Raw genomic sequence first — 26,196 nt, forward strand, 5'->3', positions numbered from 1 at the left:
TAGAACATGATGAGAATAAAGTCTATATTGGTTTCTCAACCATCACCTAGTGAATCTTCTCCATATTTGGAAATTGCAAAGAAGGAAAAAATAAAGATTGATTTCCGTCCTTTTATCCATGTCGAAGGAGTTGACAATAAAGAATTAAGGACTCAGAAAATAGATTTGACACAGCATACAGGTATTATTTTTACCAGTAAAAATGCGATTGATCATTATTTCAGATTGGCAGAAGAACTACGATTTTCTGTTCCTGATACTATGAGGTACATCTGTCAGTCTGAGGCTATTGCCAATTATCTTCAGAAACATATCGTTTACAGAAAGAGAAAGATAAGTTTTGGGGAGAAAAACTTTGCAGATCTTTTGCCTTTGTTTAAAAAATTTCCTTCCGAGAAATATTTATTGCCTTCATCTGATGTTTTGAGCCCTGATATTACCAAAACGCTTGACGCAGCAAATATAGAATGGAAAAGAGCAATTATGTACCGAACCGTTTGCAGTGATTTAACGGATATTACAGTTAAAGATTATGACATGCTCATTTTCTTCAGTCCGCAGGGAATCAAATCTTTACAGCAGAACTTCCCTGGATTTGTACAGGACGAAACCAAGATCGGCGTTTTCGGAAACACCACAATGGCAGCTGCTGAGGAAGCAGGTTTAAAAGTAAATCTAATGGCTCCTACAAAAGAAACACCATCAATGACGATGGCCCTTGAAAAATACATCAAAAGCTTACATAAATAGTTTTTAAAGCTTTAAACCATACAGCCGTCTTTTCGATTAAAGAAAAGATGGCTTTTTTTTAATTAAATTTGAACAAAAATTAATATTGAATACAATTTCGTTTTTTAAAGCACATTTTAGCATAAAATTTAACGAAAATTACTTCAGTTAAAATAGGAAACATTCCAATGAAAGCTCCACAAGCAAAAAAAATAGAAAATATACTCGAAATTCACGGTGATAAAAGAATTGACAATTATTTCTGGATGAACAACCGAGAAAACCCTGAAGTCACCAAATATCTAGAAGAAGAAAATGCTTATGAAGAAGCAATGATGAAGGAAACGGAAGCTTTTCAGGAAGAGCTTTATGAAGAAATGAAAGCCCGTTATAAAAAAGACGATGAGTCTCTTCCATATTTTTTTAACGAATATTGGTACATCGTGCGTTACGAAGAAGGAAAAGAATATCCTATTTTCTGCAGAAGATTTCAAACCATGGAAAATCCTGAAGAAATTATTTTGGATGTCAACATTTTAGCGGAAGGCCAGGAGTTTTTTGAAGTAGCCAATGTTGCGGTAAGCCCGAATAACGAGTTGGTTTCTTTCTCAGAAGACAATGTGGGAAGAAGAATTTACAGTTTGAATTTTAAAAATTTAAAGACCGGTGAAATTCTTTCAGATAAAATAGAAAATACAACAGGAAAAGCGGTTTGGGCAAATGACAATAAGCACATTTTTTACATCAGAAAAGATGAAAGCCTTCGTGCATATAAAGTGTACAGGCATGAATTGGGAACAAGTCCTTCAGAAGATGTTTTGATTTTTCATGAGGAAGACGAAACTTTTGATGTTAATGTTTTTAAAACAAAATCTTTAGAATACATTTTCCTGGCGAGTTCGAGTACGATTTCTGATGAACATCATTTCATTCCTTCAGACAACGTTTTTGCAGAATGGAAAGTCATTCAGCCAAGAATTGATGATCTGGAATATTCTGTTGAGCATTATGAAGATGAGTTTTACATCATCACCAATGCGGACGATGCTACCAATTTCAAAATTGTAAAAACAAAAATCGATAATTGCGGAATGGAAAACTGGGTAGACGTTATCCCTCACCGTGCCGAAGTTTTGCTGGAAGGTTTTGAAATTTTCAAAGATTATCTTGTGTTGGAAGAAAGAGAAGAAGGACTTTTGCAAATCAAAATCATCAACGAGAAAAACGGGGAAACGTATGATTTACCTTTTTCGGATCCCACTTATACCGCTTATATTGGTTTAAATTTAGAATTTAATACTGATGTTTTACGTTACGGATACACATCGCTTACAGTTCCTAGCTCGACTTACGAGTATAATATGAAAGACAAAACCACAAAACTCTTGAAGCAACAGGAAGTTTTAGGCGGAAAATTTGTCGCAGAAAATTATATTTCAGAAAGAATTTGGGCAGACTCAAGAGATGGAGAAGTGAAAATTCCAATCTCATTAGTTTATCATAAAGACACTCAAAAAACAGCGGAAACTCCGGTTCTTTTATACGGATATGGAAGTTACGGACACACCGTTGATGCGAGCTTTTCTAATGTGCGACTTTCAATTCTTGATCGTGGTTTTATTTATGCAATTGCTCACATCCGTGGTGGAGAGTACCTGGGAAGAGAATGGTATGAAGACGGGAAAATGTTATTTAAAAAGAATACGTTTTTTGATTTTATCGATGCCGGAAAATATTTAGTTAAAGAAAATTATACTTCTTCGAAACACTTATATGCAATGGGAGGAAGTGCAGGAGGCTTGTTAGTTGGAGCTGTCGCTAATTACGAGCCACAATTATTTCACGGAATTGTTGCACAGGTTCCTTTTGTAGATGTTGTAACAACAATGTTGGATGAATCGATTCCTTTGACAACAGGAGAATATGACGAATGGGGAAATCCGAACGACGAAGAATATTATCATTACATGAAAGATTATTCGCCATACGATAATGTGGAAGCGAAAGAGTATCCGAATATGTTAATTACAACAGGTTTTCACGATTCTCAGGTACAATATTGGGAGCCTGCAAAATGGGTTGCGAAATTACGTGAGTTAAAAACTGACAACAATCTTTTATTGTTTAAAACTGATATGAGTTCAGGACATGGCGGCGCAAGCGGAAGATTTGAATCTTTGAAAGAAGATGCATTGGAATATGCGTTTTTGATGAAACTTGAAAATAAAATTTAATTAAAAATCAGGTTTAAATTACTTGATTTAAATAATAAAACAAATTCTTAAAATATGACAGAAGCAGAATTATGGGCTAAGGTTGAAGAATTTTTTCAAATAAATTTCGATACAGAAAAACATCCGCAGATTGACACTATTTTATTTTTAATCGGTGTGCAGGAATTAGGAAGTGGCCAACAGAAATATACGAAAGACGACAAGCTGAATATTCTTCATATTGCAGTTTGCCGACTTCTGGAACCTTTTGGGTATTTTAAATTTACACATTACGACAAAGATGGTTATCCGCATTTTGAAGAAGTGGAAAAGCTTCCGGAGCTGAAACCAAATGAGCAGCAGCTTTTAATGAAAAAAGCGATTATTCACTATTTTCAGGAAGAAGAATTATTATAAAAAAAGGGAAGCGTATTTGCTTCCTTTTTTGTTATTTTTTTAAAAGTTCTTCGAGCTGATTCAAACCCATTTTAAAACCTTCTTCAAAACCCATCTCTAGTTGTTTTTTCATATCCTCTTCATTTTGAAAATGCATATTTACAGATAGCTTTGTACCTTCTTCCACTCCTGTGAAGCCTAAAAGCCATTTAGTTTGAGGTAAATTCTCATCTGCTTTTCCGTTTTCGTCACAGAATGCATCGATTCCGTCAAAACTCCTTCCATCATTAATCTCACCGTACTTCACTTGTGAATACATTTTCTCGCCGTCCGGACCATTCATTGAATAGAACCAAATACCACCTTCTTCAAAGTTCAGATTTTCAGTTTCACATTTCCAAGGTTTTGGTGCCCACCATTGGTCGAGCAAATCCGGCTGAGTAAAGTAATCCCATACTTTTGAAACTTCTGCATCATATACTTTCATTACATAGATGCTTTTTGAATCAAAATCTTTATTAAAAACAATTTCTAAACTCATATTGCTATTTTTATTTAAAAATAAAAAATTAAACTTAAACAAATACAATTTCGCCATTAAAATAGATCAAATTCCCAAAAAAATGTTAAAAAATAGGATTTTAAGAAACTGGATGCAATTTTTTGGCGTATTTTTTGTTTATGTGGTCATAAAATATTTAATTTTAACATTTGTAATTATAAATTAATTAAGTTCAATGAATAATAAATTCATACCTATAATCTCAGTGTTCATGACAATCTCCCTGATTGTATTTGTGACGCTGCAGTTTTATTGGCTTAAAGGATATTATGGCGCTTTGGAACAGGAATTTTCCAACAAAGTATACACGGCCCTTGAAAACACCTCAAAAACAGTTTCCGAATTGGAAGTTGATAAATATCTCAATCAAGACAATTTCAGAGACAATATCATTTCAAACAGCAAACAGCCTTCATTGACAACCATTCAGCAGACATTAGATTCCGGAACACAAAGATCAATTATCTATTCTAAAAATCTCATCGAGCAAAAACAGCTCCCTTTATCGAAAAGAGGAGATTCTTTAAGTTTAACTACTCTTTACACTGATGAAGCTGCATACAAAATAAAAAGAGACACCACAAAAAGAGAACAGCTGACATCGGAAATCAATCAGGATATACAAACCGGAGATTGGGGCATGAGAGAATTTGTAAAAGTTTCGGGAAATAACCTTCCGATAGCGAAACGTGTAGAACCTAAAGTTTTAGACTCAATCCTTACAAAAGAGCTTAGCATGAAAGGAATTTCAGCAAATTTCGGATATGGTGTTACAGACAAGAATAACAAGCTTACTAATGTTGTCAATACAATTTTTAAAGAAAAAAAAGACGGCAATACCTATTCTTACCCTCTATTTACGGATACCAAAGACCGTACGCTCTACACATTGGCCTTAGTTTTTCCGAAAAAGGAATATTCTTTAGCGATGAATAACTGGCCGATGCTTTTGGGGACCTTTCTTTCTTTGCTGACCATTTTGGGAATTTATATTATTTCCATCAATTACATGATGAGACAGAAAAAAATTGCTGAGATCAAAACAGATTTTATCAACAATATGTCTCATGAGTTTAAAACGCCTCTGGCAACAATTTCTGTGGCGACAGACTCTTTGGCCAATGACAAAATTGCGACCAATCCGGAAAAGGTAAAATACTACTCTAGCCTTATCAAGCAGGAAAATCTCAGAATGAAAAAACAGGTGGAAAATGTTCTCAATATGTCTAAGCTTGAAAGGAATGAAGTGAAATTATTCCTCAAAGAAACTAACGTCAGAGAACTCATCAAAAGAACAACAGAATCTTTCAGCCTGATTGTAGCACAAAGAAACGGATCGCTAAGGCAGGAATTTAATGCCAGCAAATACATTTTTAAGATCGATGAATTTCATATTTCAAATATGCTGGTCAATCTATTGGATAATGCCAATAAATATTCTACAGATGCCCCGGAAATAGATGTAAAAACAAGAAATGAAGGAAATTGGTACGTCATAGAAATTTCTGATAAGGGAATGGGTATGGAAACAGAAAACAAAACCAAGATTTTTGAGAAATTCTTCCGTGAAGAAACCGGCAACATTCACAATGTAAAAGGTCAAGGACTTGGACTTTCTTATGTGAAAAAAATCATTGAGCTTCATAAAGGCCAGGTCATTGTAGATTCAGAAAAAGACAGAGGAAGCACGTTTATCATCAAACTTCCGATGTCGTAAAATAAAAATAGTTTTTAAATAAAAAAAAAAATATGAGCAACAGAATATTATTAGTAGAAGACGACCAGAGTTTCGGAGCAGTTTTGAAAGATTATCTATCCATCAACAATTTTGAGGTGACACTGGCTGTAGACGGCGAGCAAGGATTAAAAGAATTTACAGAAAACGAATTTGACATCTGTATTTTCGACGTAATGATGCCGAAAAAAGATGGTTTTTCTTTGGCGGAAGACGTTAAAAAAATTGATAAAAACACACCCATCATATTCCTTACGGCAAGAAATATGAGAGAAGATATTCTGAAGGGTTATCAATTGGGAGCTGATGATTATATCACAAAACCATTTGATACTGAGCTTCTTTTATACAAAATCAAAGCAATTCTACAGAGAAGTTCTACCTTAGAAAATGAGGAGCAGGAACAGTTCAAAATTAGCAACATTTTCTTTGATTCGATGTTGAGACAATTGAGAGTAGGCGATAATGAGTACAAACTTTCACCTAAAGAAAATGAACTTTTAAAATTGCTTTGTCTTCACAGAAACGACTTCATGCCGCGAGACTTGGCTTTAAGAAAAATCTGGAAAAAAGAGAATTATTTTACAGCAAGAAGTATGGATGTCTACATTGCTAAGCTTAGAAAATTATTGAGAGATGATGAAGGATTAGAAATTATCAACGTACACGGCGAAGGTTTCAGGCTTTTGGTTAAAAACTAACCGAACGTTAAAACATCAACATAAAGGAGAAATTAGCAAAGCATTTGGAAATGTTTTGCTAATTTTGTTTTTCAACATAAATGGTGAGAATTTAAACAATAAATCTACCTATGAAAAATATATTTTTAGGAATAATTACAGCAGGCATTTTGGTTATTTCTTGTAAAAAAGACGAAAAGCCTACATACATAAAGGATGAAAATAGCGTTCAGCAGCCCGCTGCTGCAGTCAATAATGCTCCACAACCTTCCCTATTGAATCAGGCAGGAATTCAGACGACCACACAAAACTCTCCATCAGTTGCAACTGCGCCAGGTATGAATCCTCCGCACGGGCAACCGGGGCATCGATGTGATATTCCTGTAGGACAGCCTTTAAACAGCAAAGCGGCGGCTCCTTCTGCTGCACCATCTGCACAAAACATAACTGTAAATGGAAATAACTCTGTTCAGATTAATCCCAATGCAGTAAGTCCGGGAAAGGTAATGATTGATCAGAATGGAAAACAGGTAAAAACCGCTCCGGGAATGAACCCGCCGCACGGACAACCTGGTCATAGGTGTGATATTCCTGTGGGACAAGCTTTAAACAGTAAACCTGCGCCGCAACAATCTGCAAAGCCTAGTCCGGTACAGACTCCGACATCTGCTCCACAAGCGGTTGCCGCAAATACAGGACCTAAACCAAAGTTGAATCCTGCGCATGGTGAGCCTTGGCATGATTGTGCTAAAAAAGTAGGTGAAGCTCTATAAATTTTTTCGTAATTTTGCACCGTGAAGTATATGAAGGTTTTATTGATTATCTTTTGCTTGGGAATTTTCTTGATTCCTAAAGATAATTTTTATGCCCAGGCTTCACAGGAAAACTGCTGCAAAACAGATTCAAAAACTGATGATTGCTGTAATAAAGACCACAGCAGCCACGATAAAAAAGATGGTAAATCTTCATGCAATGATGATTGCTGCTCTTTCTGTATGACTTGTCATACGTTTGTAGAAAATATTTCCAATAAAGCTATTTTCTTCGATTATTCTGATTATTATGCAGATAATAATTTACGATTTCAATATTCTGATCCTTACATTTCAAACAGTTTAAAAGACATTTGGCAACCGCCAAAACTAAGTTAATTATATCCAGATTATTCATTAAAATTTTAATGAATCGTTTTTAATTAACTTAAATTTAAACAAATGAAAATATATACAACCAAGGTACTTCTTGGCTTATTCCTGTTATTTACACAATTTATATTTGCTCAAAATCTTAATAAAAACCAGTTTCAAGTAAAAGGAAACTGTGAGATGTGCAAAGAAAGAATAGAATCAACAGCATTGAAAGCTGGAGCAACTGCCGCAAGATATTCAATAGACAATCAAACGCTTACTTTAGAAACCACCGGAAACGTTTTACCGGAAGAAATTCTCAAAAAAGTAGCAGAAGCCGGACATGACAATGAAAAATTTAAAGCGTCAGATGAAACTTACGACAAGCTTCCGGGATGCTGTCATTATGAAAGAGATGCTCCTTCTGCAAAAATTTCGATTACAGAAAATCATGATCATTCAAAAGCTGAAAATGAATTTTTTGTAAAAGGAAATTGTGAATCTTGCAAAGCAAGAATTGAAAACGCGGCAAAAAATGCCGGAGCAAATTCTGCAGAATGGGATGCAGAAAAGCAGACTGTCGTTTTAGATTTTGACTCTTCAAAAACTTCAGCAGATCAGATCCTGAAAAAGATTGCTGAAGTCGGCCACGATAATGAAAAGTACAAAACTACAGATGATGTTTACAAAAAGCTTCCCGGTTGTTGCCTATATGATCGTGAAACTGCATTGGGAGAAACCAATATCAATGTCCATTCCGACAAGGCAACTGGTACACAAAATCCTGAAAAGCATGATCATTCAGATCCTGCTCACCAAAACGATACCGGCGAAAAAAATATCGAAGAAGTAAAATTATCGGCTTCAAAAGCGGCTACTTCAATCAATAAAAAAGAAGCGGGTTTGGTTTTTAATATCGACTCCAAAGAATTATTAAAAGCTGCATGCTGTAATTTGTCCGAAAGCTTTGAAACCAATGCAACGGTAGATGTTTCTTTCAGTAATGCAGTGACCGGAACAAAACAATTGAAAATGTTGGGTTTAGACCAAAAATATACGAGCTTAACTAAAGAACTTTTACCTGAGATCAGAGGAATTGCATCTGCATACGGCTTAAATCTGATTCCGGGAAGATGGATCGAAAGCATTCAGCTTACCAAAGGCGGTAGTACCGTTACCAACGGCTACGAGAGTATCACAGGACAAATCAATACAGAACTCATCAAGCATTCTGAAAAGTCTGAAACTTCTTTAAATTTATTTTCAGATTTTAACGGAAGAGCCGAAGCAAACATTACTCACGTAGAGCCGATAAACGATCATTGGACGCAGACTTTCCTGCTCCACGGTAATGGAACATTTGGAGATACAGACATGAATGATGACGGCTTTCTTGACAGACCAAAAGGAAATCAGATCAACGCAGCTTATTTGTTGAATTTTAATGACTTAGATCACTCAGGTTTTGGTTCACACTTCGGAATTAATTTTGTAAAAGATGAAAGAACTGCCGGGCAAATAGGTTTTGACAAAAAGCTTCCACAAGATAAACAGGACGCATACGGAGTCGGGATTGACCTCTCAAGATTTCAGGTCTGGAACAAAACAGGATACGTTTTTAAAGGTAAACCTTATCAAAGTCTAGGCTGGATGAATCAGTATGTTTATCACCAGCAAAACAGCTTTTTCGGATTGAGAAATTATTCCGGACAGCAGCATACTTATTATTCAAATTTAATTTTTGAAAGTATTATTGGAAACACGAATCATAAGTATAAAACCGGTGCAAGTTTCATGTATGATACGTACAACGAAGATTATTTGACCGATAATTTCAAAAGAAACGAAGTCGTTCCCGGAATTTTTGCAGAATATACTCTGACAGGATTACAATATACATTAGTTGCCGGTGCAAGAGCCGACTTTCATAATCTGGCAGGAACCCAGTTTACACCGAGATTAAATTTAAAATATGATTTTACTCCACAAACTATTTTAAGATTGTCTGCAGGAAGAGGCTTCAGAACCGCTTCGGTTTTTGCTGAAAACCAACAGTACTTTGCATCCAACAGAAACATTCAGATTTTACAAAATGGTGGAGAAATCTATGGTTTAAGACCTGAAATTGCCTGGAATTATGGTGCAAGTTTACAACAAGAATTCAAACTATTCGGAAGAAAATCGACTTTGATGGCAGATTTTTTCAGAACAGATTTTCAGGATCAGGTGTTAGTAGATCTTGACCGTTCACCTCAACAGCTGACTTTTTATAATCTTGAAGGAAAATCTTTTGCCAACAGTTTTCAGACGCAGTGGGACTTTTCGCCTTTCAAGAACTTTGATGTGAGACTGGCTTACAAATATTATGATGTACAAGCTGATTATATGGATGGGCGAAGAGAAGTTCCGTTTATGGCAAAGCATAGAGGTTTTGTAAATTTAGCGTATGCTACTAATAAAAATACAAAAGGTGGATTCTGGAGTTTTGACACCACTTTAAATGTTGTCGGAAAACAAAGACTGCCAAACACAGCAAGTAATCCGGTCGAGTTTCAAATTCCTGCATATTCTGAATCTTATGCGGTTTTGAATGCACAGATTTCAAGAAATTTCAACCAAAAAATAAGAGCTTATTTAGGTGGTGAAAACCTGACTTCTTACAACCAGAAAAATGCGATTGTAGATTTTAAAAATCCTTTCGGAAATTATTTTGACGGCGGAATGGTTTACGCCCCAATCATGAAGGCCAACTTCTACTTGGGGTTGGATGTGAGTTTTTAGACTTATACAATAACTGCAGAGCGTGATGTCATTAATTAATCTTACTGCATCACGCTTTTTTTGTATCTTTCATTGAAAGAAAATATATGAGTATACCAGATTTATTTTTTGAAGACGATTATAAAAAATTTGGTTTCGGACATTTCTCACAAGACAATTTTGAAAATGTAGAACGTATAAAAACGCAACCCTACATCAAGGTTCTGTATGTTCCTGCAGGGTATGAGCTTACAGTAGATTTTAATCATTACAAAACAGAAATTCCAAGTCTTTTTTTCATTACTTATCAATTTCTTGATATCAAGAAAGGAAATATTGATGAAGCTTCTTTAATTTATTACAACAGAGATTTTTACTGTATTCAAATCCACGATAAAGAAGTTGCCTGCGACGGGTTGCTTTTTCACAATGTTTTTGAGAACCCAAAAGTAGAACTCAGTGGTTCTGAAAATAAGATCATCAAGAGTTTATTTGATAATATTAAAGATGAATTGCAGTCTAAAGATTCTTCCTCCGAAGAAATGATCAGAACCTATTTGAAACAGATCATCATCCGTGCAACAAGAAAATGGAAAATTCAAAACATGGAAACAGAAAACCTGAAGATCAGCCCCCATGAAGTAGATGTTTTCCGGGACTTTAGCCGCTATCTGGAACTCCATTACAGGGAAAAGCATCATGTATCTGACTATGCAGATATGCTTCATATCGCACCCAAAACATTGACTCACAAGTTTAAAAATCTAAATTTAGAGTCGCCCAATCAATATATCATCAACAGAATTCTGCTGGAAGCAAAAAGACTTCTCTTCTATACCGAAAAAACGGTGAAAGAGATTGGCTATGATTTGGGCTATGAAGATCCCGCATATTTCAACAGACTTTTTACCCAAAAAGTGGGAAGCACACCTATCAATTTCAAGAAAAATTATTCCGCGGGAAAAAAGTCCAACATTTAATGCTTTTAATCTATTTATTTGGGAATATACAGTTCATATCTTTGTATCATCAAAAAGCAATTAATATTTAACATTAAAAAATTCAAACATTATGAAACGTAACGCAACAGCCGTTTGGAACGGTACCGTAAAAGAAGGAAAGGGTCACTTAACGACTCAAAGCACCACGCTTAATCAAACACAATATTCTTTCAGCAGCCGTTTTGAGGATGGTGTGGGAACAAACCCTGAAGAATTATTGGCCGCAGCTCACGCAGGCTGTTTTACAATGAAACTGAGTGCAGAACTTACTCAGGCAGGTTTTACTCCTGAAGAACTGACTACCAAATCGGTTATCACTTTAGATCCAAGTATCGGAAAAATCACGAGGTCTGAATTGACATTAACGGCAAAAGTTCCCGGAATTTCTGAAGAAGACTTTCAAAAATATGCAAAGATTGCAGAAGAAGGTTGCCCCGTAAGCGCAGCTTTCAATTTTGAGATCACTTTGAATGCTACTTTAGCGTAATAAAATAAAAAGTCTGAGTTTAATATTATTCTCAGACTTTATTTTGAAATAAAATATACCGATTGGTATATTTTTGTTATATTTGCAAAACATTTCTTGCAAAAATGTCTAAAGCAGAAAAGACAAAACAGTTTATCATCGAAAAAACCGCAGCCTTGTTCAACAGCAAGGGCTACACAAGAACGTCATTATCTGATATTTCTGAAGCAACAGGACTTACAAAAGGTAGTATTTACGGAAATTTCGAAAACAGAGATGAATTGGCCATAGAGGTTTATAAGTTTAATTCTGGTTTGCTCGGGAAAAATTTACTAAGATCTTTTGGCGATGAATTTCCGAGCTTACTCGATAAACTTTATGCATTTGTTGCTTTTTATAGAAAAAACTGGCATTTTGTTTTCGCCAATGGAGGTTGCCCGATTATGAATGCGGCAACAGAATCTGACGATACTTTCCCAGATCTTAAAAAACAGGTTGCCATATCTTTTGAAAACTGGAAGAAAACAGTATCAAAAATCATCTTAAAAGGACAGGAAAGTGGGGAATTTAATAAAAAAATAAATCCAGAAGAATATGCGTCGCTCTTTATCATGCTGATCGAAGGTGGCATTTTATTATCTAAAACTACCGACGATGAAAAATACCTTAATCTGGCGTTAGATAAAGTTTTATCAATCATCGACACGGAAATAAAACAAATTCCATCATAAACACTGCTATGGACAAACTTTCAAAATTACAAGCATTTATCGGCAAAGAATTCACCGAATCTCCTTCACCATTTATGCGCTGGCTTAATCCTGTTGTAATCTCAGCAGAGGAAGGTCAGATAGTTTTTCAATACACGGTACGAGAAGAATGGCTGAACCCGATGGGGAATCTTCATGGTGGTGTCACAGCCGCAATTATGGATGATATTATTGGTGCAACAATGTTTTCTTTAAATGAAAAATCATTCATAACAACAATTAATAATGCGATTGATTATTTCTCGACGGCAAAAGTGAATGATAATATTATTGCTGAAACCAAAGTCATTAAGAGAGGAAGACAATTTGTAAATGCTCAGTGTGAAATCTGGAATGCCAATAAGACCCGCTTAATTGCGAGAGGAACGTCTAATTTATTTAAAATCAACAATTAAACATAAAAGCCAATATACTTAGGCATAGTTTTAATGCTATTATTGAACTTTAAAAGAATACAATTTTATTTATGAAATCGGCACTAGTTTTTACGACCGAAAACTGTCATAAATATTAAAAACAACAGTAAAATCTACTTATGAAAAGAGTTGTCATTACAGGAATGGGTGCAGTAACACCTTTGGGAAACAATGTCGAAGATTTTTGGCAAAACAGCATCAATGGAAAAAGCGGAGCAGATTTAATAAAACATTTCGATACCCAAAAATTTAAAGTTCATTTTGCCTGTGAAGTGAAAAATTTTGACCCAAAAGTTCATCTTACTCACAACGAGATTAAAAGAAGTGACCTTTTTACCCAATATGCAATGTATTCTTCTGCTGAAGCCATTCAGGATTCGGGATTGGATTTTGAAAAGATGGATCCGTTTGACACAGGTGTTATCTGGGGAACCGGACAGGGAGGAATGTGGACTTTTGAGCATGAAGTAATGGAATTTTCAAAAGGTGACGGAACACCTCGCTTTAACCCGTTTTTCGTTCCGAAATTTATCGCCAACATGGCATCCGGAATGATCTCAATGAAATTTGGACTACAGGGAATTAATTATACAACGGTTTCTGCATGTGCCACCGGAAATACCGCAATCATGGATGCTTTTAATTATATTCGTCTTGGAAAAGCGAAAGTTATCATCAGCGGAGGTTCTGAAGCAGCAATTACACCCGCTTCAGTTGGCGGATTTTCTATCATGAAAGCCATGTCGACCAGAAATGATGATTTTGCTGCAGCAAGCCGACCATATGATACAGACAGAGACGGTTTTGTAATGGGAGAAGGTGCCGGATCTTTGGTTCTTGAAGAATATGAACATGCAAAAGCACGTGGCGCGAAAATCTATGCGGAATTGGTAGGAGCAGCAATGACTGCCGATGCTTATCACATGACCGCACCGCATCCGGAAGGTGCCGGAGCGATAAAAGCAATGCAACTTGCTCTGGAAGAGGCAGAAATCAATGCTGAAGAGATTCACTACATCAACCCGCACGCAACCTCTACTCCGCTTGGGGATTTGATTGAACTGAATGCAATCACAAAAGTTTTCAAAGGCAATACCAATTTAGATATCAGTGCTACCAAATCAATGACCGGCCATTTATTAGGTGCAGCTGGAGCGGCGGAAGCAATACTTTCTATAAAAGCGATCCAGACCGGAATTATTCCTCCGACTATTAATATGCATTCTATTGATGAAAGAATTCCGAGGGATATCAATATTGTATTTAACGAGGCGAAAGAAAAAGAGGTTAACTATGCCTTAAGCAACGCCTTTGGTTTCGGCGGACATAATGCTACTTTGATTTTTAAGAAGTTTAAATAAGATTAACAAACATAAAAAAGGCTGTTCCGATAAGAACAGCCTTTTTATTTATGCTTTCAACCACTCTGAGGAGGAAAGGTAATTTTCATCAGGATAATAAATAAAAAGACAATTTTTTCCTTTTATTGTATTGATGATAGGCTCTGCCAAACTTCGCGGAATTGCAGGGCAACCCCAGCTTCTTCCGATTCTTTTGTGCATCGCTGCAAATTCTTCACTTACATAATCTGCACCATGCATTACGACTGCTCTTTTATATGCTGCGTCATTAAATCCTTTGTCCATTCCTAAAAGTTTTAGAGAATACCCATTATCACCATTATACGTAGATTCGGTAATATAAAATCCCATACTGCTTTGAAGTGAGCTTTCGGTATTGGAAAAATTGGTAGCGAACTCCTCACCAGTGTTCTTCCCATGAGCTACAAGAGAATTAAAAAGCACTTTCTTTTCATCAGTATCAATGACCCAAAGTCTTTTGGTATTTGAAGACATCGAAAAGTCACAGATGGTAAGTAAATGAGCATTTTGATCAATTTTTCCTGCTTTTTTAAGATTTTCGAATCCTAATAGTGCTTTTGCAAATACGTCAAATTGAATTTTGTGATCGTTCTCAAATAGTATTGAGTTATATAGTTCTTCGGAAGAACTCACGCCGCTTGTATTTTTTACAGATTTTGTTTCAACTATAGTTTCTATTTTGTTTGTGCTCTTAAAATTTCTGTTATTATCTGCTTTTTTTGGAGACAGATAAAATGAAGTTGAAATCAAGTACACAATGCCTAATAAGCTATAAAATCCTTTCATTAAATATTATGTTAATTAAAATTGGTGAGGCAAAATTATAAAAACATAATAAGTTATCAGTCTAAAACTTAAAAGTTTAACTGAATTTAAGAAAGTTTAACGCAATGATTATCTGATACTAAGCTGTTATTTCTTCGAATCCGGAACAAATTCTAAACTAACAGAATTCATGCAATAACGAGTTCCTGTAGGTGCAGGACCGTCATTGAAAACATGACCGAGATGCGAATCGCAGCGTTTGCAAACCACTTCTATTCTTTCCATCCCGTGAGAAGAATCTCTGTTATAAGCCGTACCTTCTTTGTCAGCTTCAAAGAAACTTGGCCATCCGCAAGTTGATGAAAATTTAGAATCTGAACGGAATAAGTGATTGCCACAAACCGCGCAGTAATATTCTCCTAATTCGTCAAATTCATTATATTTTCCTGTAAAAGGTCTTTCTGTCGCTGCTTCTCTCGCAATGGCATACAAATCAGGTGAAAGAATTTTCTTCCATTCTTCGTTCGATACATTCAGCTTTGTACGGTCTGTTCTTGAATAATATGGATTGTTTTTTGCTTCAATATTTTCCATAGGAGTTGATTTAACAGGTTTTTGAGTCTGCGAACACATCTGCAGAAAGATTAGTAATAATATGGGAATCAAAAATTTCATAATTGATTATAAATCGCCAAGATGAATGCAAATTTTAATCCGCAATCGATCATCCGTCACTTTTATTCCGTTTTTCAATTCCAAATTTACTAAATTTGAGACTATGAATGACGAATTAAAAAGAAAACAGCTCAATAAATACAAGGCATTTGCCACAGGACTTTTTGTTTTGATGGCGATTATTTTTGTTCTGGCTACAATTTTTCAGAAAACTAATGAATCGCATTGGATCGGCTATGTAAGAGCTTTTTCTGAAGCAGCAATGGTAGGTGCGTTAGCAGATTGGTTCGCTGTAACTGCATTGTTTCGTCATCCGCTTGGGTTACCGATTCCGCACACCAATCTGATTGAAAACAGTAAAGAAAAATTGGGTGATAATTTGGGAAGCTTTGTGGTTTCTAATTTTCTTTCTCCAAAAACAATCCGGCCTTATATTCAGAAAATTAAAATCTCAAATTTTGTCGGTGAATGGCTTTCAAAAGAAAGAAATCAGGATATTTTGATTAAAAATATTTCAGATATTGTGCTGGACATTCTCAATAAGCTAGATGATTCTGAAGTAAGTCAATTTATCAGCAGAAAAGTCAGTGAAATGACAAATGACATTCAACTAAACAAAATTCTTGGGAATGGAATTATTTATCTTTTAGACAAAAATGACCATCAGAAAATCGTCACCAATCTTTCAAAACAAATCAAAGAATACCTGATAGAAAACGACAGCATGATTCAGGAACGGGTGAAAAAAGGCAGTTATTCTTTTATTCCTTCGTTTGTTGACAATAAAATTGCCGAGAAAATCGCTAGTGGACTTTCAGATTTCTTCCGAGAAGTAGAAGAAGATACCCATCACGAAATCAGAGGTTTAATTACAAAAAAGATTTATGAATTTTCTAATGATCTGAAAGAAGACCCTAAATGGAATGATGAATTCAAAACCATCAAAAATGACTTTCTAAACAATGATAAACTTAATGAATATTCTAATGACATCTGGATTTCGATTAAAAAAACTCTGAGCAGCGAATTACAGGAAGAAGAATCTTCATTAAAAAAATACATTACAAAAAACCTTAATGAGTTTTCTCAAAACTTGAAAACTGACGAAAACCTTCAGAATAAAATTGACCATTGGGTACGAGTAACTGCCTATAAATACATTCTAAAAAATACACATCAGGCCGGAAACCTCATCAGCTCGACCGTCGGAAACTGGCAGGGAAAAGAACTGAGCGAAAAGCTTGAATTAGAGGTCGGTAAAGACCTGCAATTCATCCGCGTAAACGGAACTTTAGTTGGTGGATTGGTGGGATTAATTATTTATACAATATCTCATTTTTTTCTTTAAATCTAAATAATAAAAAAAAGCAAAGCCACAGTGACTTTGCTTTTTTAATATATCTAATCAAATTTATCTGGCAATTCTTCCCGCTCTCGTCAAAAGTTCCCGATTAATATCGTTGATCAATTGTGGACCTTCATAGATAAATCCGGTGTACAACTGAACCAAACTTGCACCTGCATTTAGCTTTTCAATCGCATCTTTTGCAGTGTGAATTCCGCCCACTCCGATGATCGGGAATGCTCTGTTGCTTTTATCAGAAAGATATTTAATCATTTTTGTACTTCTTTCACGAATCGGTTTTCCACTCAAACCACCGTTTCCGATTTCTGCTAAAACTTCAGGTGAAGTTTTTAAACCTTCTCTATTAACTGATGTATTTGAAACTACAATTCCATCGATTTTTGTATCTGAAATCAATTCGATGATTTCGTCAAGCTGTTGATTGTTCAAATCAGGAGCAATTTTTAAAAGAATTGGTTTTTGAGTCGGCTTGGTTTGATTGATTTTCTTTACTTCTGTAATCAATTCTCTTAAATATTCAACATCTTCAAGCTTGGCGTGGCTTCCCACGTTTGGACAGCTTACATTCAGTACAAAATAATCTACGTAAGGATGCAGACCTTCGAAACAATCTAAGTAATCCTGTGTATAATTTTCGGGAGTTGTATTGGTGTTTTTTCCAATGTTTCCGCCGATGATGATTTTTCCTTTGTTGCCTCTCAGTTTTTCAATGGCCGCTTCAAGACCGTCGTTATTGAAACCCATTCTGTTGATGATTCCACCATCTTCGATCAAACGGAACAATCTTTTCTTTGGATTTCCAGCCTGTGCTTTTGGAGTTACTGTCCCGATTTCTACAAATCCGAATCCTAAATCGCCTAATTCATTGAATAAAACCGCATTTTTATCAAAACCTGCTGCTAAACCAACCGGATTTTTAAATTTCAGTCCGAAAACTTCTCTTTCCAGACGTTTGTCAACAATGGGTTTTGGTAGAAATAATTTAGTGAGAAATCCGAAATTTTTAAGCATTGAAAAAGTAAAGTGGTGAACTTCTTCGGGATCAAATTTGAAAAGGATAGGACGGATGAACGATTTGTACATTAAAAAAAAGTTTTACAAAAATACCATTTTAAATTGAATGATTTTTTGATGGTTGATATTTTATTTAAATGAAGATGATTGTTGCAATTAATTTTTTAAACCACAACGATGTTCTTCACGAATGAACAAATTATAATCTGCTTAATTCTCTAATTCTGCGAAAGCTATTTAACGCAAAGGTTTATATTCTAAATGTAGAATTAATTTTAAAGGATCAAAGAATCGTCAAGTCGATTTGATGATGCGTGTAGCTTAGCGAAGCAAATTTATTTGCCTTTGCGCTCTAAAAATAAAACGCTTGCTTGATAAATCTTTGCATTTAAGAATAGGAATTCTATCCCATAATTAACTATACAAGCTCAAATCAAGTTTTAAAATTTCCCCTACTCTTTTGAACTCATCATCTATAGTAGCATTGACCATAATTCTTTCGTTAGAAATTGGATGATTAAAAATTAATTGATGAGCATGAAGCGTCATTTTGGTAATACCAAAAGTTTGAAGCCATAATTTGTTTTGCTTATTGCAACCGTGCTTACGGCATCCTAAGATCGGATGTAAAATATGTTTAAAATGCTTTCTCAACTGATGAAATCGTCCCGTTTCAGGAATTGCTTCAACTAAACAATATCTTGAAGTTTGATGTTTTAAAAATGGCAAATCTATTTCTGAAGTCTGTAAACGATGATAATAGGTGATCGCATTTTGTTTGACTTCATCTTCATTAACTAAATCATAATCAATGGTTTCTTCTTCTTTTGTCCAGCCGCGAAGAATGGCTATGTATTTCTTTTCGACTTCCCTTGATGCAAACTTGTCGCTCATGGTTCTCAAAGTCTCTTTATCTAAAGTAAAAAGCAAAACGCCGGAAGTCTTTCTATCTAAACGATGCACAGGAAAAACTTTCTGCCCAATTTGATTCCTCAACTCCTGAATCGCGTACGTGTCTGCTTCACCGGAATAAAAAGATTTGTGAACCAATAATCCGCTGGGTTTATTGATGGCAATAAGATGTTCGTCTCGATAAAGAATTTCTAACATCCGGCAAAAGTAGAGGTTTTCTGATTATTCCTCAAACTTTAGATGTTGATTAAAAAATGGCAACATCTGATTTTCAATTCTTCCGTTTTCTTTGCTTACTTCACTTCCATGCGTTCCGATATATTCTTCAGCTTCATGTTTTATGTTGAGTATTTCAAGAGTCTTACTGAAATTCATACAACTAGGCGGGATATGTTTCAGTTCGTCATTTCTTCCCCAGTCGAATTTGATGGCTTTTAATTTTTTAAGATTTTCATAATGTGAAAATGGTAATTCTGATGTAGAATTTTTCTTAAGCTCTTCGGCAATAGATGCATTCACTGTCAATTGATTATCTTTAAAAGAAAATGGAAAATCTGCGTAAAATGGAGGTTTATTTTCGTTTCCGTTATAAGCTCTTGCGATGGCAAATATGATATTTGTTCTTGCGTTTTCGGGTTTTGTTAAGTCTTTTACATCCTTTATTTTGTCTAAATTTTTATACAGATCAATTTCTGTCAGGGCAAAATATTGAACATCTAAAATTCCCGGAGAAAGTGCATAAACAGAGGAAAAAACTTCGGGATGGAGAATTGCATTTCTTAAAGCTCCATTTCCACCCATCGAATGACCGGAAATTCCACGGCTTTCTTTGTTGGCAATGGTTCGGTAATTTTTATCAATAAAATTGACGAGTTCAACAGAAGTAAAATCTGACCAGTTTCCGGATGATTTTGAGTTGGCATAAAAGCTTCCTTTGAAAACCGTACTCTGATCAGCCATCACTACAATTACCGGTTTAATCTTTCTTAAATGAATCGCACGATCTAAAATGTGATTGATTTTATCGCTGTTTACCAACAAACTATCACTCCAGAAAAAGCCATGCAGATAGTAAATAACCGGATATTTTTTAGATGATTGATCATAATCCGGCGGCAGATAAACAGAAACTCTTCTTCTAGGATTTTCTCCAGCTTTGTTTTTTAGAGTTTTTGCTGTAATAGAAGTCGTCACAACTTTTCCTTTAGGAATACTTTGTGCTGATAAAAACTGAGTACACAAAACAAAAATTATAATCAGAAAACACGATTTCTTCATTGTGAAAATTTTAGATAAACAAATTTCGATAAACTGTCTCGAAATAAGACAATAATAACAAAACTTATTTTCCTTCTCATTTAGCCCTGATCGTAACGGCATCCTTTTGCAAAGCAAAAGATATAGTGGAGAGCAGGTTCCCGGCTCCTGACATTCCTGAATTTTAAAATCTTCAACCTTCAACCTTCTAACTTCCCGCTTTTTCACTATTTTTGCAGGCAAGACGAAAAATTTATGGCAAAGCAAGAAGATGTTTTCAAAAAAGTGATTTCTCACGCAAAAGAATACGGTTTTATTTTCCCTTCGAGTGAGATCTACGACGGGCTATCCGCTGTTTATGATTATGGACAGAATGGTGCAGAACTAAAAAACAATATCAAACAATACTGGTGGAAAGCTATGGTACAGCTGAATGAAAATATTGTAGGTATTGATTCGGCAATTCTGATGCACCCGACTACCTGGAAAGCTTCGGGCCATGTTGATGCTTTTAATGATCCTTTGATTGACAATAAAGATTCTAAAAAACGTTTCAGAGCAGATGTTTTGGTAGAAGATTATTGCGCAAAAATCGAGGATAAAGAAAATAAAGAAATTGAAAAAGCTGCCAAAAGATTTGGTGAGTCTTTCGATAAAGCTCAGTTTGAAGCGACAAACCCTAAAATTCTGGAATACCGTGCGAAAAGAACTGAAATTCTTTCAAGATTATCAAAGTCTTTAGAAAATGAAGATTTGGCTGATGTGAAATCTTTGATTGAAGAACTGGAAATTGCTGATCCGGATACCGGTTCAAGAAACTGGACTGAGGTAAGACAATTCAACTTAATGTTTGGAACCAAACTGGGTGCTTCTGCAGATTCTGCGATGGATCTTTACTTAAGACCGGAAACGGCACAGGGAATTTTCGTTAATTTTTTGAATGTACAGAAAACTTCACGTCACAGACTTCCGTTTGGTATTGCACAAATTGGAAAAGCATTTAGAAACGAGATTGTTGCGAGACAGTTTATTTTCAGAATGCGTGAATTTGAACAGATGGAAATGCAGTTTTTCGTGGCTCCGGGAACGGAACTCGAATTCTACGAACAGTGGAAGCAAAAACGTCTGAACTGGCATTTAGCGCTTGGTTTAGGAAACGAAAATTACAGATTTCATGATCATGAAAAGCTGGCTCATTATGCAAACGCTGCGGCTGATATTGAATTTAATTTCCCGTTTGGATTTAAAGAACTGGAAGGTATTCACTCAAGAACTGATTTCGATTTGAAAGCGCATGAAAAACATTCAGGTAGAAAATTGCAGTTTTTCGATCCTGAAAGAAATGAAAACTATGTTCCGTATGTTGTTGAAACTTCGGTTGGTTTAGACAGACTATTCCTTTCGATATTCTCTCACTGCTTAAAAGACGAGGTTTTGGAAGACGGTTCGGAAAGAACAGTTTTATCTCTACCTCCAGCTTTGGCTCCGGTAAAAGCAGCGATTCTTCCTTTGATGAAAAAAGACGGTTTAGCAGAATATGCTGAAAATATTTTCAATGATCTGAAATATGATTTCAACTTATTCTACGAGGAAAAAGATGCGATTGGAAAGCGTTACAGAAGACAGGATGCAATTGGAACGCCTTACTGCATCACGATTGATCACGACTCATTAACCGATCACACGGTGACGATCAGAGACAGAGACACAATGCAGCAAGAAAGAGTTCCGGTTTCTGAGTTGAGGCGCATCATTGATGAGAAAACAAACTTCAGAAATTTACTTTCTAAAATATAATGATAAAGCCTTGAAAATTTTCAGGGCTTTTTTAATTTTTATAAAGGATAATTCGGGTAATTTTCTATCTTTGTCAAAAGATCAATAATGAAGAAAATTTATGTGCTGCTTTTCGGATTAATCCAAGTTTTTGCCTATTCCCAAACGCAGGATTTAGCATCTTTAGCTTCGGGAGATTACATTGGAATGAATGCGTTATTTGACGATAAAGATAATCTTTACGGCTATATTTCATTATACTCTTATGGCAAATCCGGAGAAAAAACCAAAAAATTTGAATATGTCATTCTTGATAAAAACCTCAACCCTGTTGCCAATAAAGAGTTTGAAGGTGATATCACCGCGGCATCTTATGTGGGATATGTTGATTTTAAAGGTCAGATCATTTTACGGCCTTCTCAGATAGATTATTCGCAAGTAAAAATGCGTGATATTTTCACACCTGTTTCGATGGTTATTGATCCTAAAACCAATACCATCAAAAGAAAGGTCTATTACGATTATCAAAACGGAACTTTCAAGGAAATCAATCAGCCCAAAAACTGGAAAGAGCAGAGAAAAGAAAACCGTGAAGAGAAAAAAGAAAAAGGCTATAACTACGTTTCTGCAGTAGGCGAAATTAAAGAAGGCGGACTCATTGCCATCGAATATAAGGATTATGGAAAGTATGTCAACAACAATGCGATCATAAAATTTGATGATGATAAAAAAGAAATCTGGAGATATAATTATAATACAGACGGAGACAAAAAAGTATTCTCGGATCTGAGTATTCTGGATAAAGATGACAAACACCTTTATGGGATGCTGCGCAAGGTAAACGGAGATGACAAAACCTTTACTCTTCTTGTACTTGATATGAAAACCGGAAAAGAATTATCAAATAAGCCTATAACAGGGCTTTCTCCGGAAACCATATATAATATTGATGTTTTCGCTTCGGGAGGCATGAGAATAGACAATGACAAGACATTTGATGATAAAATTATTTTTACCGGCAGAAATTATTCTTCAACGATGAATCCTTTCGGGTATGCAAGACTGATGATCAACAAATCAGATTTTAGCACCAATACACAAACCATCAACTATAAACCTGACTTTCTTAAGTATATTCCAGGTATTAATGTTCATGGAGTTGTAGAAGCGGGCTACAGTCTGCAGACGAAAGACATGTACTTTATGAGTGACGGCAGCGTAGGTATTCTGGCAGAAAAATATAAGCCTTCGACAGACTATACTGCTTCTAAAACAACAGATCTGGTTTATGTTTCTACCGACAAAGATTTTAAAATAAAAGAGCTGAAAGTTTTTGAAAAAGAAAAAACAAAATGGGCCAATAACGATTATCTTTTTTCACAATATCTGAATAATGGTAAAGATGTGGTTTTCTTTTACCGTGATTATCAAAAAGACCAGGTGACCAAAGAAAAAAAATGGAATCTTTTTATCAATACTGTAATCAGCGGAACATTCAAACAGGAGATCATTCCTATTTCTGAAAAAGACAATTACATCGTTACGCCTTACGTAGGAAAAGAAGGATACATTCTTCTGAGAGAGTTTAACGAAAAAGAAAAATTCAACAAAATACGTCTGGAAAGACTTAATTATTAACGAAAAACTCCTGATTTGATCAGGAGTTTTTGTTTTGATAGTAGTCGGAAATATTTTTTATTTCGTCCAGGCTCAGATTCCACATAAAGTTGAGGAATTGCTGATAGCTTTCACTCTGGTTTTTAGGGTCTACCCGATCAAGATATCGGTTTAGATTATAATTTTTCCGGCCTTCATAGATTTTGGCAAAACATTTTCCCAGCCATTTTTCATAATATTTTTCTTCTTCCGCATCTTGCAAAAACTGCAGGCTGGTGTAAATTCCCAAACCATAATCTTCTGCATGATAAAAATTGGGCAAGATTTCCATTCTTGCAATTTTTTCCAGTGAAATAAACGATTCTGAAGCTTTTTCAGAAGATGAAGATGTTTTGAGTTCAGGAAATATTTTCTTTAGTCTTTCAATCCTTAAAATAACTTCCGGATGAGAAGCCAGAGAGTCTTTATCTAATTTTTCTTTAAAATGATCATAATTATAGAGTGAAAAGTCTTCTTTTTTCAGCCATTTATCCTGAAAAGCCTGCTTGGGAAAATTAAAATATTTCTTATACGTTTCAATCTTCAGTTCACGCGGCGAGATGGTATCAAAATCCTGAAGTCTTTTTAAAGCATTCACAAATTCGCCCTTGATGAAATCACTGTTTTTAAAAACCGCATACCCTAAAGAATCGGCCTGCATTTCATCTTTTCTTTTCTCGACACCTTTTTTATACATTCTGCTTTTAAGAATATCAAAGGCTTTCTGATTTTTATTTCCTGCAGTGGCTTTTATATTCTGAACCGTAATCTTATCCTGCTGATCATCATTAATGAAACTCATAAATGTTCTCAGAGAATGCTCCTCTATTTTATGTCCCAGCTCATGCGAAATTACGGATGCGACCTGGTCATCGTTGTTCAGCCAGTTAAAAAGCCCCATATTGATTACAAAAGTTCCGTCTGCCATACAGTAGGCATTCGGAGTGTTGTCTTTTGCAATGAGAATCTGGAGTTCTTTGGGAATCTGAGGGTTGTTTTTTCGCAATCGCTCAATCAGAGACTTTACTTTCGAGTCAAATACCGATGTGAAAATGAAGTCTTTTTCTTTCACTTTCTTTTCAAAATCTTTCTCAAATTCTTTATAAATCTTCGAGAGTTCGCTTCCTGTTTTCCCGGAATATTTAATCTTAAGATTCTTAATCAGCAATTCATTATTTGCCGAAAATTTTTTCAGGAATTCTTTTCTCTGAATATAATCTGCGGTATCAAGCGGTTTATAAACCTGTGCAAAGCCTGTTGCAGAATACATCAACAGCAAAAAGAAAATAAATTTTTTAATCATACCAGGTATTCGTTAAGACAAAAATAATTCATTTCATAGTACATTTATGACTTTCTTTTCAAATTTATTCTAAATTTGTTACAGATCGTTTCTTATGATATTTTTATTTTACTTCATCGCTTTCATTGTTGCAGTAGCAGCATTGATATATATTTTAGGCTATGCTTATTTATTCAGTGGAATTTCCAAAACGTACTTTAGGGGGAGAATGAGTGCCAATATTGATGACGGAAAACTCTTCAGGAGCAATATCATTCATACTACTGCGCCAAAACTATGGGAAGAAGATGCTGAATTGAATAAGAAGGAGCTATCCAAAGAAATTGCAGATGACTTACTGCATTCAAATACAGCCTCATTCTTGGTTATAAAAAATGGCAAATTGCTTCACGAGCAATACTGGAATGGCTATACTTCCCATTCAAAAACCAACTCCTTTTCGATGGCGAAAGCCATTACGGTCATGCTTTATGGAAAAGCTCTGGAAGAAGGAAAAATCAAAAATACTGATCAGAATTTTTCTGAATTGTATGAAGAATTTAAAACTAAATCTTTCGGCAAATATTTAACTCTAAAACATCTTGCTCAAATGGAATCGGGCTTAGAATGGGACGAAAACTACAAAAATCCTTTTCTCCCAAATGCCAGAGCATATTATGGAAGCAGTCTGATAAAAGCTACTTTTTCCAGAAGGTTTAAAGAAAAACCGGGCGAAAGATTTGAATATCAAAGCGGCTCGACACAACTTTTAGGATTTGCAGTGAAAAAAGCAATCAACCAATCTCTGTCAAGTTATCTGTCCGAAAAATTCTGGATTCCTTTGGGAATGGAACAAAATGCCGACTGGAGTGTTGACGAAAGCGGGATGGAAAAAACCTACTGCTGCATTCATTCCAACTCAAGAGATTTTGCAAAGCTCGGACAGCTGTTTTTAGATGACGGAAAAGCGGGTAATCAGCAGGTTCTGAATTTAGAATTCATTGAGCAGATGCGAACTCCTACCAAAAAATCTGACGAAATTTACGGAATGGGTTTATGGATCAATAATGACAATCCCATTAAGCATTATTATTTCCTTGGGCTTCAGGGGCAATACATCATTATGATTCCGGAGCACAAAATGGTCATTGTAAGAACAGGCAGTTACAACAATTTGCCAAAAACAGACCGCGGGAGACCAGACCAGGTGAAATTCTTAGTGAATGAAACCGTAAAATTATTTTTTTAATTTTAGT

Annotated in this window: 24 protein-coding genes; 17 read left to right on the forward strand and 7 right to left on the reverse strand. The window is 35.3% G+C overall.

Features of this window, described 5'->3' with window-relative positions:
* Positions 1-9 precede the first annotated feature (9 nt).
* The 3 genes from K0U91_RS05425 to K0U91_RS05435 all read left to right on the forward strand — a co-directional run bounded on the left by K0U91_RS05425 (position 10) and on the right by K0U91_RS05435 (position 3,359).
* Positions 10-750, forward strand: coding sequence for a uroporphyrinogen-III synthase (locus K0U91_RS05425; RefSeq protein ID WP_219970230.1), 741 nt, complete (start codon positions 10-12; stop codon positions 748-750).
* A gap of 167 nt (positions 751-917) precedes the next feature.
* Entirely contained in the window at positions 918-2,963 is a 2,046-nt protein-coding gene (locus tag K0U91_RS05430) for a S9 family peptidase (RefSeq protein ID WP_220178685.1), read from the forward strand.
* Positions 2,964-3,017: 54 nt separating this feature from the next.
* Positions 3,018-3,359 carry a hypothetical protein gene (locus K0U91_RS05435; RefSeq protein ID WP_219970061.1) on the forward strand — a complete coding sequence of 114 codons (342 nt, stop codon included), beginning with the start codon at positions 3,018-3,020 and terminating at the stop codon, positions 3,357-3,359.
* Positions 3,360-3,390: 31 nt separating this feature from the next.
* Here K0U91_RS05435 and K0U91_RS05440 read toward each other — a convergent pair whose 3' ends face one another.
* Positions 3,391-3,879 (reverse strand): SRPBCC family protein, encoded by a 489-nt coding sequence (locus K0U91_RS05440; RefSeq protein WP_220178686.1) that lies wholly within the window; start codon positions 3,877-3,879, stop codon positions 3,391-3,393.
* Positions 3,880-4,075: 196 nt separating this feature from the next.
* Here K0U91_RS05440 and K0U91_RS05445 point away from each other — a divergent pair, with 196 nt between their 5' ends.
* From K0U91_RS05445 to fabF, 10 genes are all read left to right on the forward strand, one after another.
* Positions 4,076-5,617 carry a sensor histidine kinase gene (locus tag K0U91_RS05445; RefSeq protein ID WP_220178687.1) on the forward strand — a complete coding sequence of 514 codons (1,542 nt, stop codon included), beginning with the start codon at positions 4,076-4,078 and terminating at the stop codon, positions 5,615-5,617.
* Positions 5,618-5,649: 32 nt separating this feature from the next.
* Positions 5,650-6,336 carry a response regulator transcription factor gene (locus tag K0U91_RS05450; protein WP_219970058.1) on the forward strand — a complete coding sequence of 229 codons (687 nt, stop codon included), beginning with the start codon at positions 5,650-5,652 and terminating at the stop codon, positions 6,334-6,336.
* Positions 6,337-6,446: 110 nt separating this feature from the next.
* Positions 6,447-7,088, forward strand: a complete 642-nt coding sequence (locus K0U91_RS05455; RefSeq protein WP_220178688.1) for a hypothetical protein — start codon at positions 6,447-6,449, stop codon at positions 7,086-7,088.
* Between the two features lie 30 nt (positions 7,089-7,118).
* Positions 7,119-7,466, forward strand: coding sequence for a hypothetical protein (locus tag K0U91_RS05460; RefSeq protein WP_220178689.1), 348 nt, complete (start codon positions 7,119-7,121; stop codon positions 7,464-7,466).
* Positions 7,467-7,529: 63 nt separating this feature from the next.
* Positions 7,530-10,223 (forward strand): TonB-dependent receptor domain-containing protein, encoded by a 2,694-nt coding sequence (locus tag K0U91_RS05465; protein ID WP_220178690.1) that lies wholly within the window; start codon positions 7,530-7,532, stop codon positions 10,221-10,223.
* Positions 10,224-10,309: 86 nt separating this feature from the next.
* Complete coding sequence (locus K0U91_RS05470) at positions 10,310-11,182, forward strand: helix-turn-helix domain-containing protein (protein ID WP_220178691.1); 873 nt, start codon at positions 10,310-10,312, stop codon at positions 11,180-11,182.
* A 91-nt stretch (positions 11,183-11,273) separates the two neighbouring features.
* Entirely contained in the window at positions 11,274-11,690 is a 417-nt protein-coding gene (locus K0U91_RS05475; protein WP_219970053.1) for an OsmC family protein, read from the forward strand.
* A 104-nt stretch (positions 11,691-11,794) separates the two neighbouring features.
* A complete protein-coding gene (locus K0U91_RS05480) occupies positions 11,795-12,400 on the forward strand; it encodes a TetR/AcrR family transcriptional regulator (RefSeq protein ID WP_219970052.1) in 606 nt (201 codons plus the stop codon).
* Positions 12,401-12,408: 8 nt separating this feature from the next.
* Complete coding sequence (locus K0U91_RS05485; RefSeq protein WP_219970051.1) at positions 12,409-12,834, forward strand: PaaI family thioesterase; 426 nt, start codon at positions 12,409-12,411, stop codon at positions 12,832-12,834.
* A gap of 140 nt (positions 12,835-12,974) precedes the next feature.
* Positions 12,975-14,216 carry a beta-ketoacyl-ACP synthase II gene (fabF, locus tag K0U91_RS05490; RefSeq protein WP_220178692.1) on the forward strand — a complete coding sequence of 414 codons (1,242 nt, stop codon included), beginning with the start codon at positions 12,975-12,977 and terminating at the stop codon, positions 14,214-14,216.
* Between the two features lie 48 nt (positions 14,217-14,264).
* Here fabF and K0U91_RS05495 read toward each other — a convergent pair whose 3' ends face one another.
* Both K0U91_RS05495 and msrB read right to left on the reverse strand, forming a co-directional pair.
* A complete protein-coding gene (locus tag K0U91_RS05495) occupies positions 14,265-15,023 on the reverse strand; it encodes a murein L,D-transpeptidase catalytic domain family protein (RefSeq protein ID WP_220178693.1) in 759 nt (252 codons plus the stop codon).
* 126 nt (positions 15,024-15,149) lie between these two features.
* On the reverse strand, positions 15,150-15,677 hold the full coding sequence (gene msrB / locus K0U91_RS05500; protein WP_220178694.1) for a peptide-methionine (R)-S-oxide reductase MsrB: 528 nt from the start codon (positions 15,675-15,677) through the stop codon (positions 15,150-15,152).
* A 103-nt stretch (positions 15,678-15,780) separates the two neighbouring features.
* On the opposite strand from msrB, the gene K0U91_RS05505 reads away from it, so the two are divergent.
* On the forward strand, positions 15,781-17,025 hold the full coding sequence (locus tag K0U91_RS05505; RefSeq protein WP_220178695.1) for a DUF445 domain-containing protein: 1,245 nt from the start codon (positions 15,781-15,783) through the stop codon (positions 17,023-17,025).
* Positions 17,026-17,088: 63 nt separating this feature from the next.
* On the opposite strand, the gene K0U91_RS05510 is transcribed toward K0U91_RS05505, so the two are convergent.
* The 3 genes from K0U91_RS05510 to K0U91_RS05520 all read right to left on the reverse strand — a co-directional run bounded on the left by K0U91_RS05510 (position 17,089) and on the right by K0U91_RS05520 (position 20,247).
* Entirely contained in the window at positions 17,089-18,126 is a 1,038-nt protein-coding gene (locus K0U91_RS05510; protein WP_219970046.1) for a quinone-dependent dihydroorotate dehydrogenase, read from the reverse strand.
* 345 nt (positions 18,127-18,471) lie between these two features.
* The gene (locus K0U91_RS05515; protein ID WP_219970045.1) at positions 18,472-19,167 is read right to left on the reverse strand and encodes a pseudouridine synthase; all 696 of its coding nucleotides are present in this window, start codon (positions 19,165-19,167) and stop codon (positions 18,472-18,474) included.
* Between the two features lie 24 nt (positions 19,168-19,191).
* Entirely contained in the window at positions 19,192-20,247 is a 1,056-nt protein-coding gene (locus K0U91_RS05520) for an alpha/beta hydrolase (protein ID WP_220178696.1), read from the reverse strand.
* A 234-nt stretch (positions 20,248-20,481) separates the two neighbouring features.
* Between K0U91_RS05520 and K0U91_RS05525 the strand changes: the two genes are divergently transcribed.
* Both K0U91_RS05525 and K0U91_RS05530 read left to right on the forward strand, forming a co-directional pair.
* Positions 20,482-22,023, forward strand: a complete 1,542-nt coding sequence (locus K0U91_RS05525; protein WP_220178697.1) for a glycine--tRNA ligase — start codon at positions 20,482-20,484, stop codon at positions 22,021-22,023.
* Between the two features lie 87 nt (positions 22,024-22,110).
* A complete protein-coding gene (locus tag K0U91_RS05530; RefSeq protein ID WP_219970042.1) occupies positions 22,111-23,640 on the forward strand; it encodes a hypothetical protein in 1,530 nt (509 codons plus the stop codon).
* Positions 23,641-23,659: 19 nt separating this feature from the next.
* On the opposite strand, the gene K0U91_RS05535 is transcribed toward K0U91_RS05530, so the two are convergent.
* Positions 23,660-24,961: a M48 family metalloprotease gene (locus tag K0U91_RS05535; protein WP_220178698.1), complete on the reverse strand. Its 1,302-nt coding sequence runs from the start codon at positions 24,959-24,961 to the stop codon at positions 23,660-23,662.
* Between the two features lie 94 nt (positions 24,962-25,055).
* On the opposite strand from K0U91_RS05535, the gene K0U91_RS05540 reads away from it, so the two are divergent.
* Positions 25,056-26,189 carry a serine hydrolase domain-containing protein gene (locus K0U91_RS05540; RefSeq protein ID WP_220178699.1) on the forward strand — a complete coding sequence of 378 codons (1,134 nt, stop codon included), beginning with the start codon at positions 25,056-25,058 and terminating at the stop codon, positions 26,187-26,189.
* Positions 26,190-26,196: the final 7 nt, after the last annotated feature.

This window comes from Chryseobacterium sp. LJ668 (assembly GCF_019613955.1).
In the GTDB taxonomy this organism is placed as follows: Bacteria; Bacteroidota; Bacteroidia; order Flavobacteriales; family Weeksellaceae; genus Chryseobacterium.

Bases quoted from the DNA above. Each gene is read 5' to 3' on its own strand.
- K0U91_RS05425 (WP_219970230.1), top strand. From the start codon at position 10: ATGAGAATAAAGTCTATATTGGTTTCTCAACCATCACCTAGTGAATCT.
- K0U91_RS05430 (WP_220178685.1), top strand. From the start codon at position 918: ATGAAAGCTCCACAAGCAAAAAAAATAGAAAATATACTCGAAATTCAC.
- K0U91_RS05435 (WP_219970061.1), top strand. From the start codon at position 3,018: ATGACAGAAGCAGAATTATGGGCTAAGGTTGAAGAATTTTTTCAAATA.
- K0U91_RS05440 (WP_220178686.1), bottom strand. From the start codon at position 3,879: ATGAGTTTAGAAATTGTTTTTAATAAAGATTTTGATTCAAAAAGCATC.
- K0U91_RS05445 (WP_220178687.1), top strand. From the start codon at position 4,076: ATGAATAATAAATTCATACCTATAATCTCAGTGTTCATGACAATCTCC.
- K0U91_RS05450 (WP_219970058.1), top strand. From the start codon at position 5,650: ATGAGCAACAGAATATTATTAGTAGAAGACGACCAGAGTTTCGGAGCA.
- K0U91_RS05455 (WP_220178688.1), top strand. From the start codon at position 6,447: ATGAAAAATATATTTTTAGGAATAATTACAGCAGGCATTTTGGTTATT.
- K0U91_RS05460 (WP_220178689.1), top strand. From the start codon at position 7,119: ATGAAGGTTTTATTGATTATCTTTTGCTTGGGAATTTTCTTGATTCCT.
- K0U91_RS05465 (WP_220178690.1), top strand. From the start codon at position 7,530: ATGAAAATATATACAACCAAGGTACTTCTTGGCTTATTCCTGTTATTT.
- K0U91_RS05470 (WP_220178691.1), top strand. From the start codon at position 10,310: ATGAGTATACCAGATTTATTTTTTGAAGACGATTATAAAAAATTTGGT.
- K0U91_RS05475 (WP_219970053.1), top strand. From the start codon at position 11,274: ATGAAACGTAACGCAACAGCCGTTTGGAACGGTACCGTAAAAGAAGGA.
- K0U91_RS05480 (WP_219970052.1), top strand. From the start codon at position 11,795: ATGTCTAAAGCAGAAAAGACAAAACAGTTTATCATCGAAAAAACCGCA.
- K0U91_RS05485 (WP_219970051.1), top strand. From the start codon at position 12,409: ATGGACAAACTTTCAAAATTACAAGCATTTATCGGCAAAGAATTCACC.
- fabF (WP_220178692.1), top strand. From the start codon at position 12,975: ATGAAAAGAGTTGTCATTACAGGAATGGGTGCAGTAACACCTTTGGGA.
- K0U91_RS05495 (WP_220178693.1), bottom strand. From the start codon at position 15,023: ATGAAAGGATTTTATAGCTTATTAGGCATTGTGTACTTGATTTCAACT.
- msrB (WP_220178694.1), bottom strand. From the start codon at position 15,677: ATGAAATTTTTGATTCCCATATTATTACTAATCTTTCTGCAGATGTGT.
- K0U91_RS05505 (WP_220178695.1), top strand. From the start codon at position 15,781: ATGAATGACGAATTAAAAAGAAAACAGCTCAATAAATACAAGGCATTT.
- K0U91_RS05510 (WP_219970046.1), bottom strand. From the start codon at position 18,126: ATGTACAAATCGTTCATCCGTCCTATCCTTTTCAAATTTGATCCCGAA.
- K0U91_RS05515 (WP_219970045.1), bottom strand. From the start codon at position 19,167: ATGTTAGAAATTCTTTATCGAGACGAACATCTTATTGCCATCAATAAA.
- K0U91_RS05520 (WP_220178696.1), bottom strand. From the start codon at position 20,247: ATGAAGAAATCGTGTTTTCTGATTATAATTTTTGTTTTGTGTACTCAG.
- K0U91_RS05525 (WP_220178697.1), top strand. From the start codon at position 20,482: ATGGCAAAGCAAGAAGATGTTTTCAAAAAAGTGATTTCTCACGCAAAA.
- K0U91_RS05530 (WP_219970042.1), top strand. From the start codon at position 22,111: ATGAAGAAAATTTATGTGCTGCTTTTCGGATTAATCCAAGTTTTTGCC.
- K0U91_RS05535 (WP_220178698.1), bottom strand. From the start codon at position 24,961: ATGATTAAAAAATTTATTTTCTTTTTGCTGTTGATGTATTCTGCAACA.
- K0U91_RS05540 (WP_220178699.1), top strand. From the start codon at position 25,056: ATGATATTTTTATTTTACTTCATCGCTTTCATTGTTGCAGTAGCAGCA.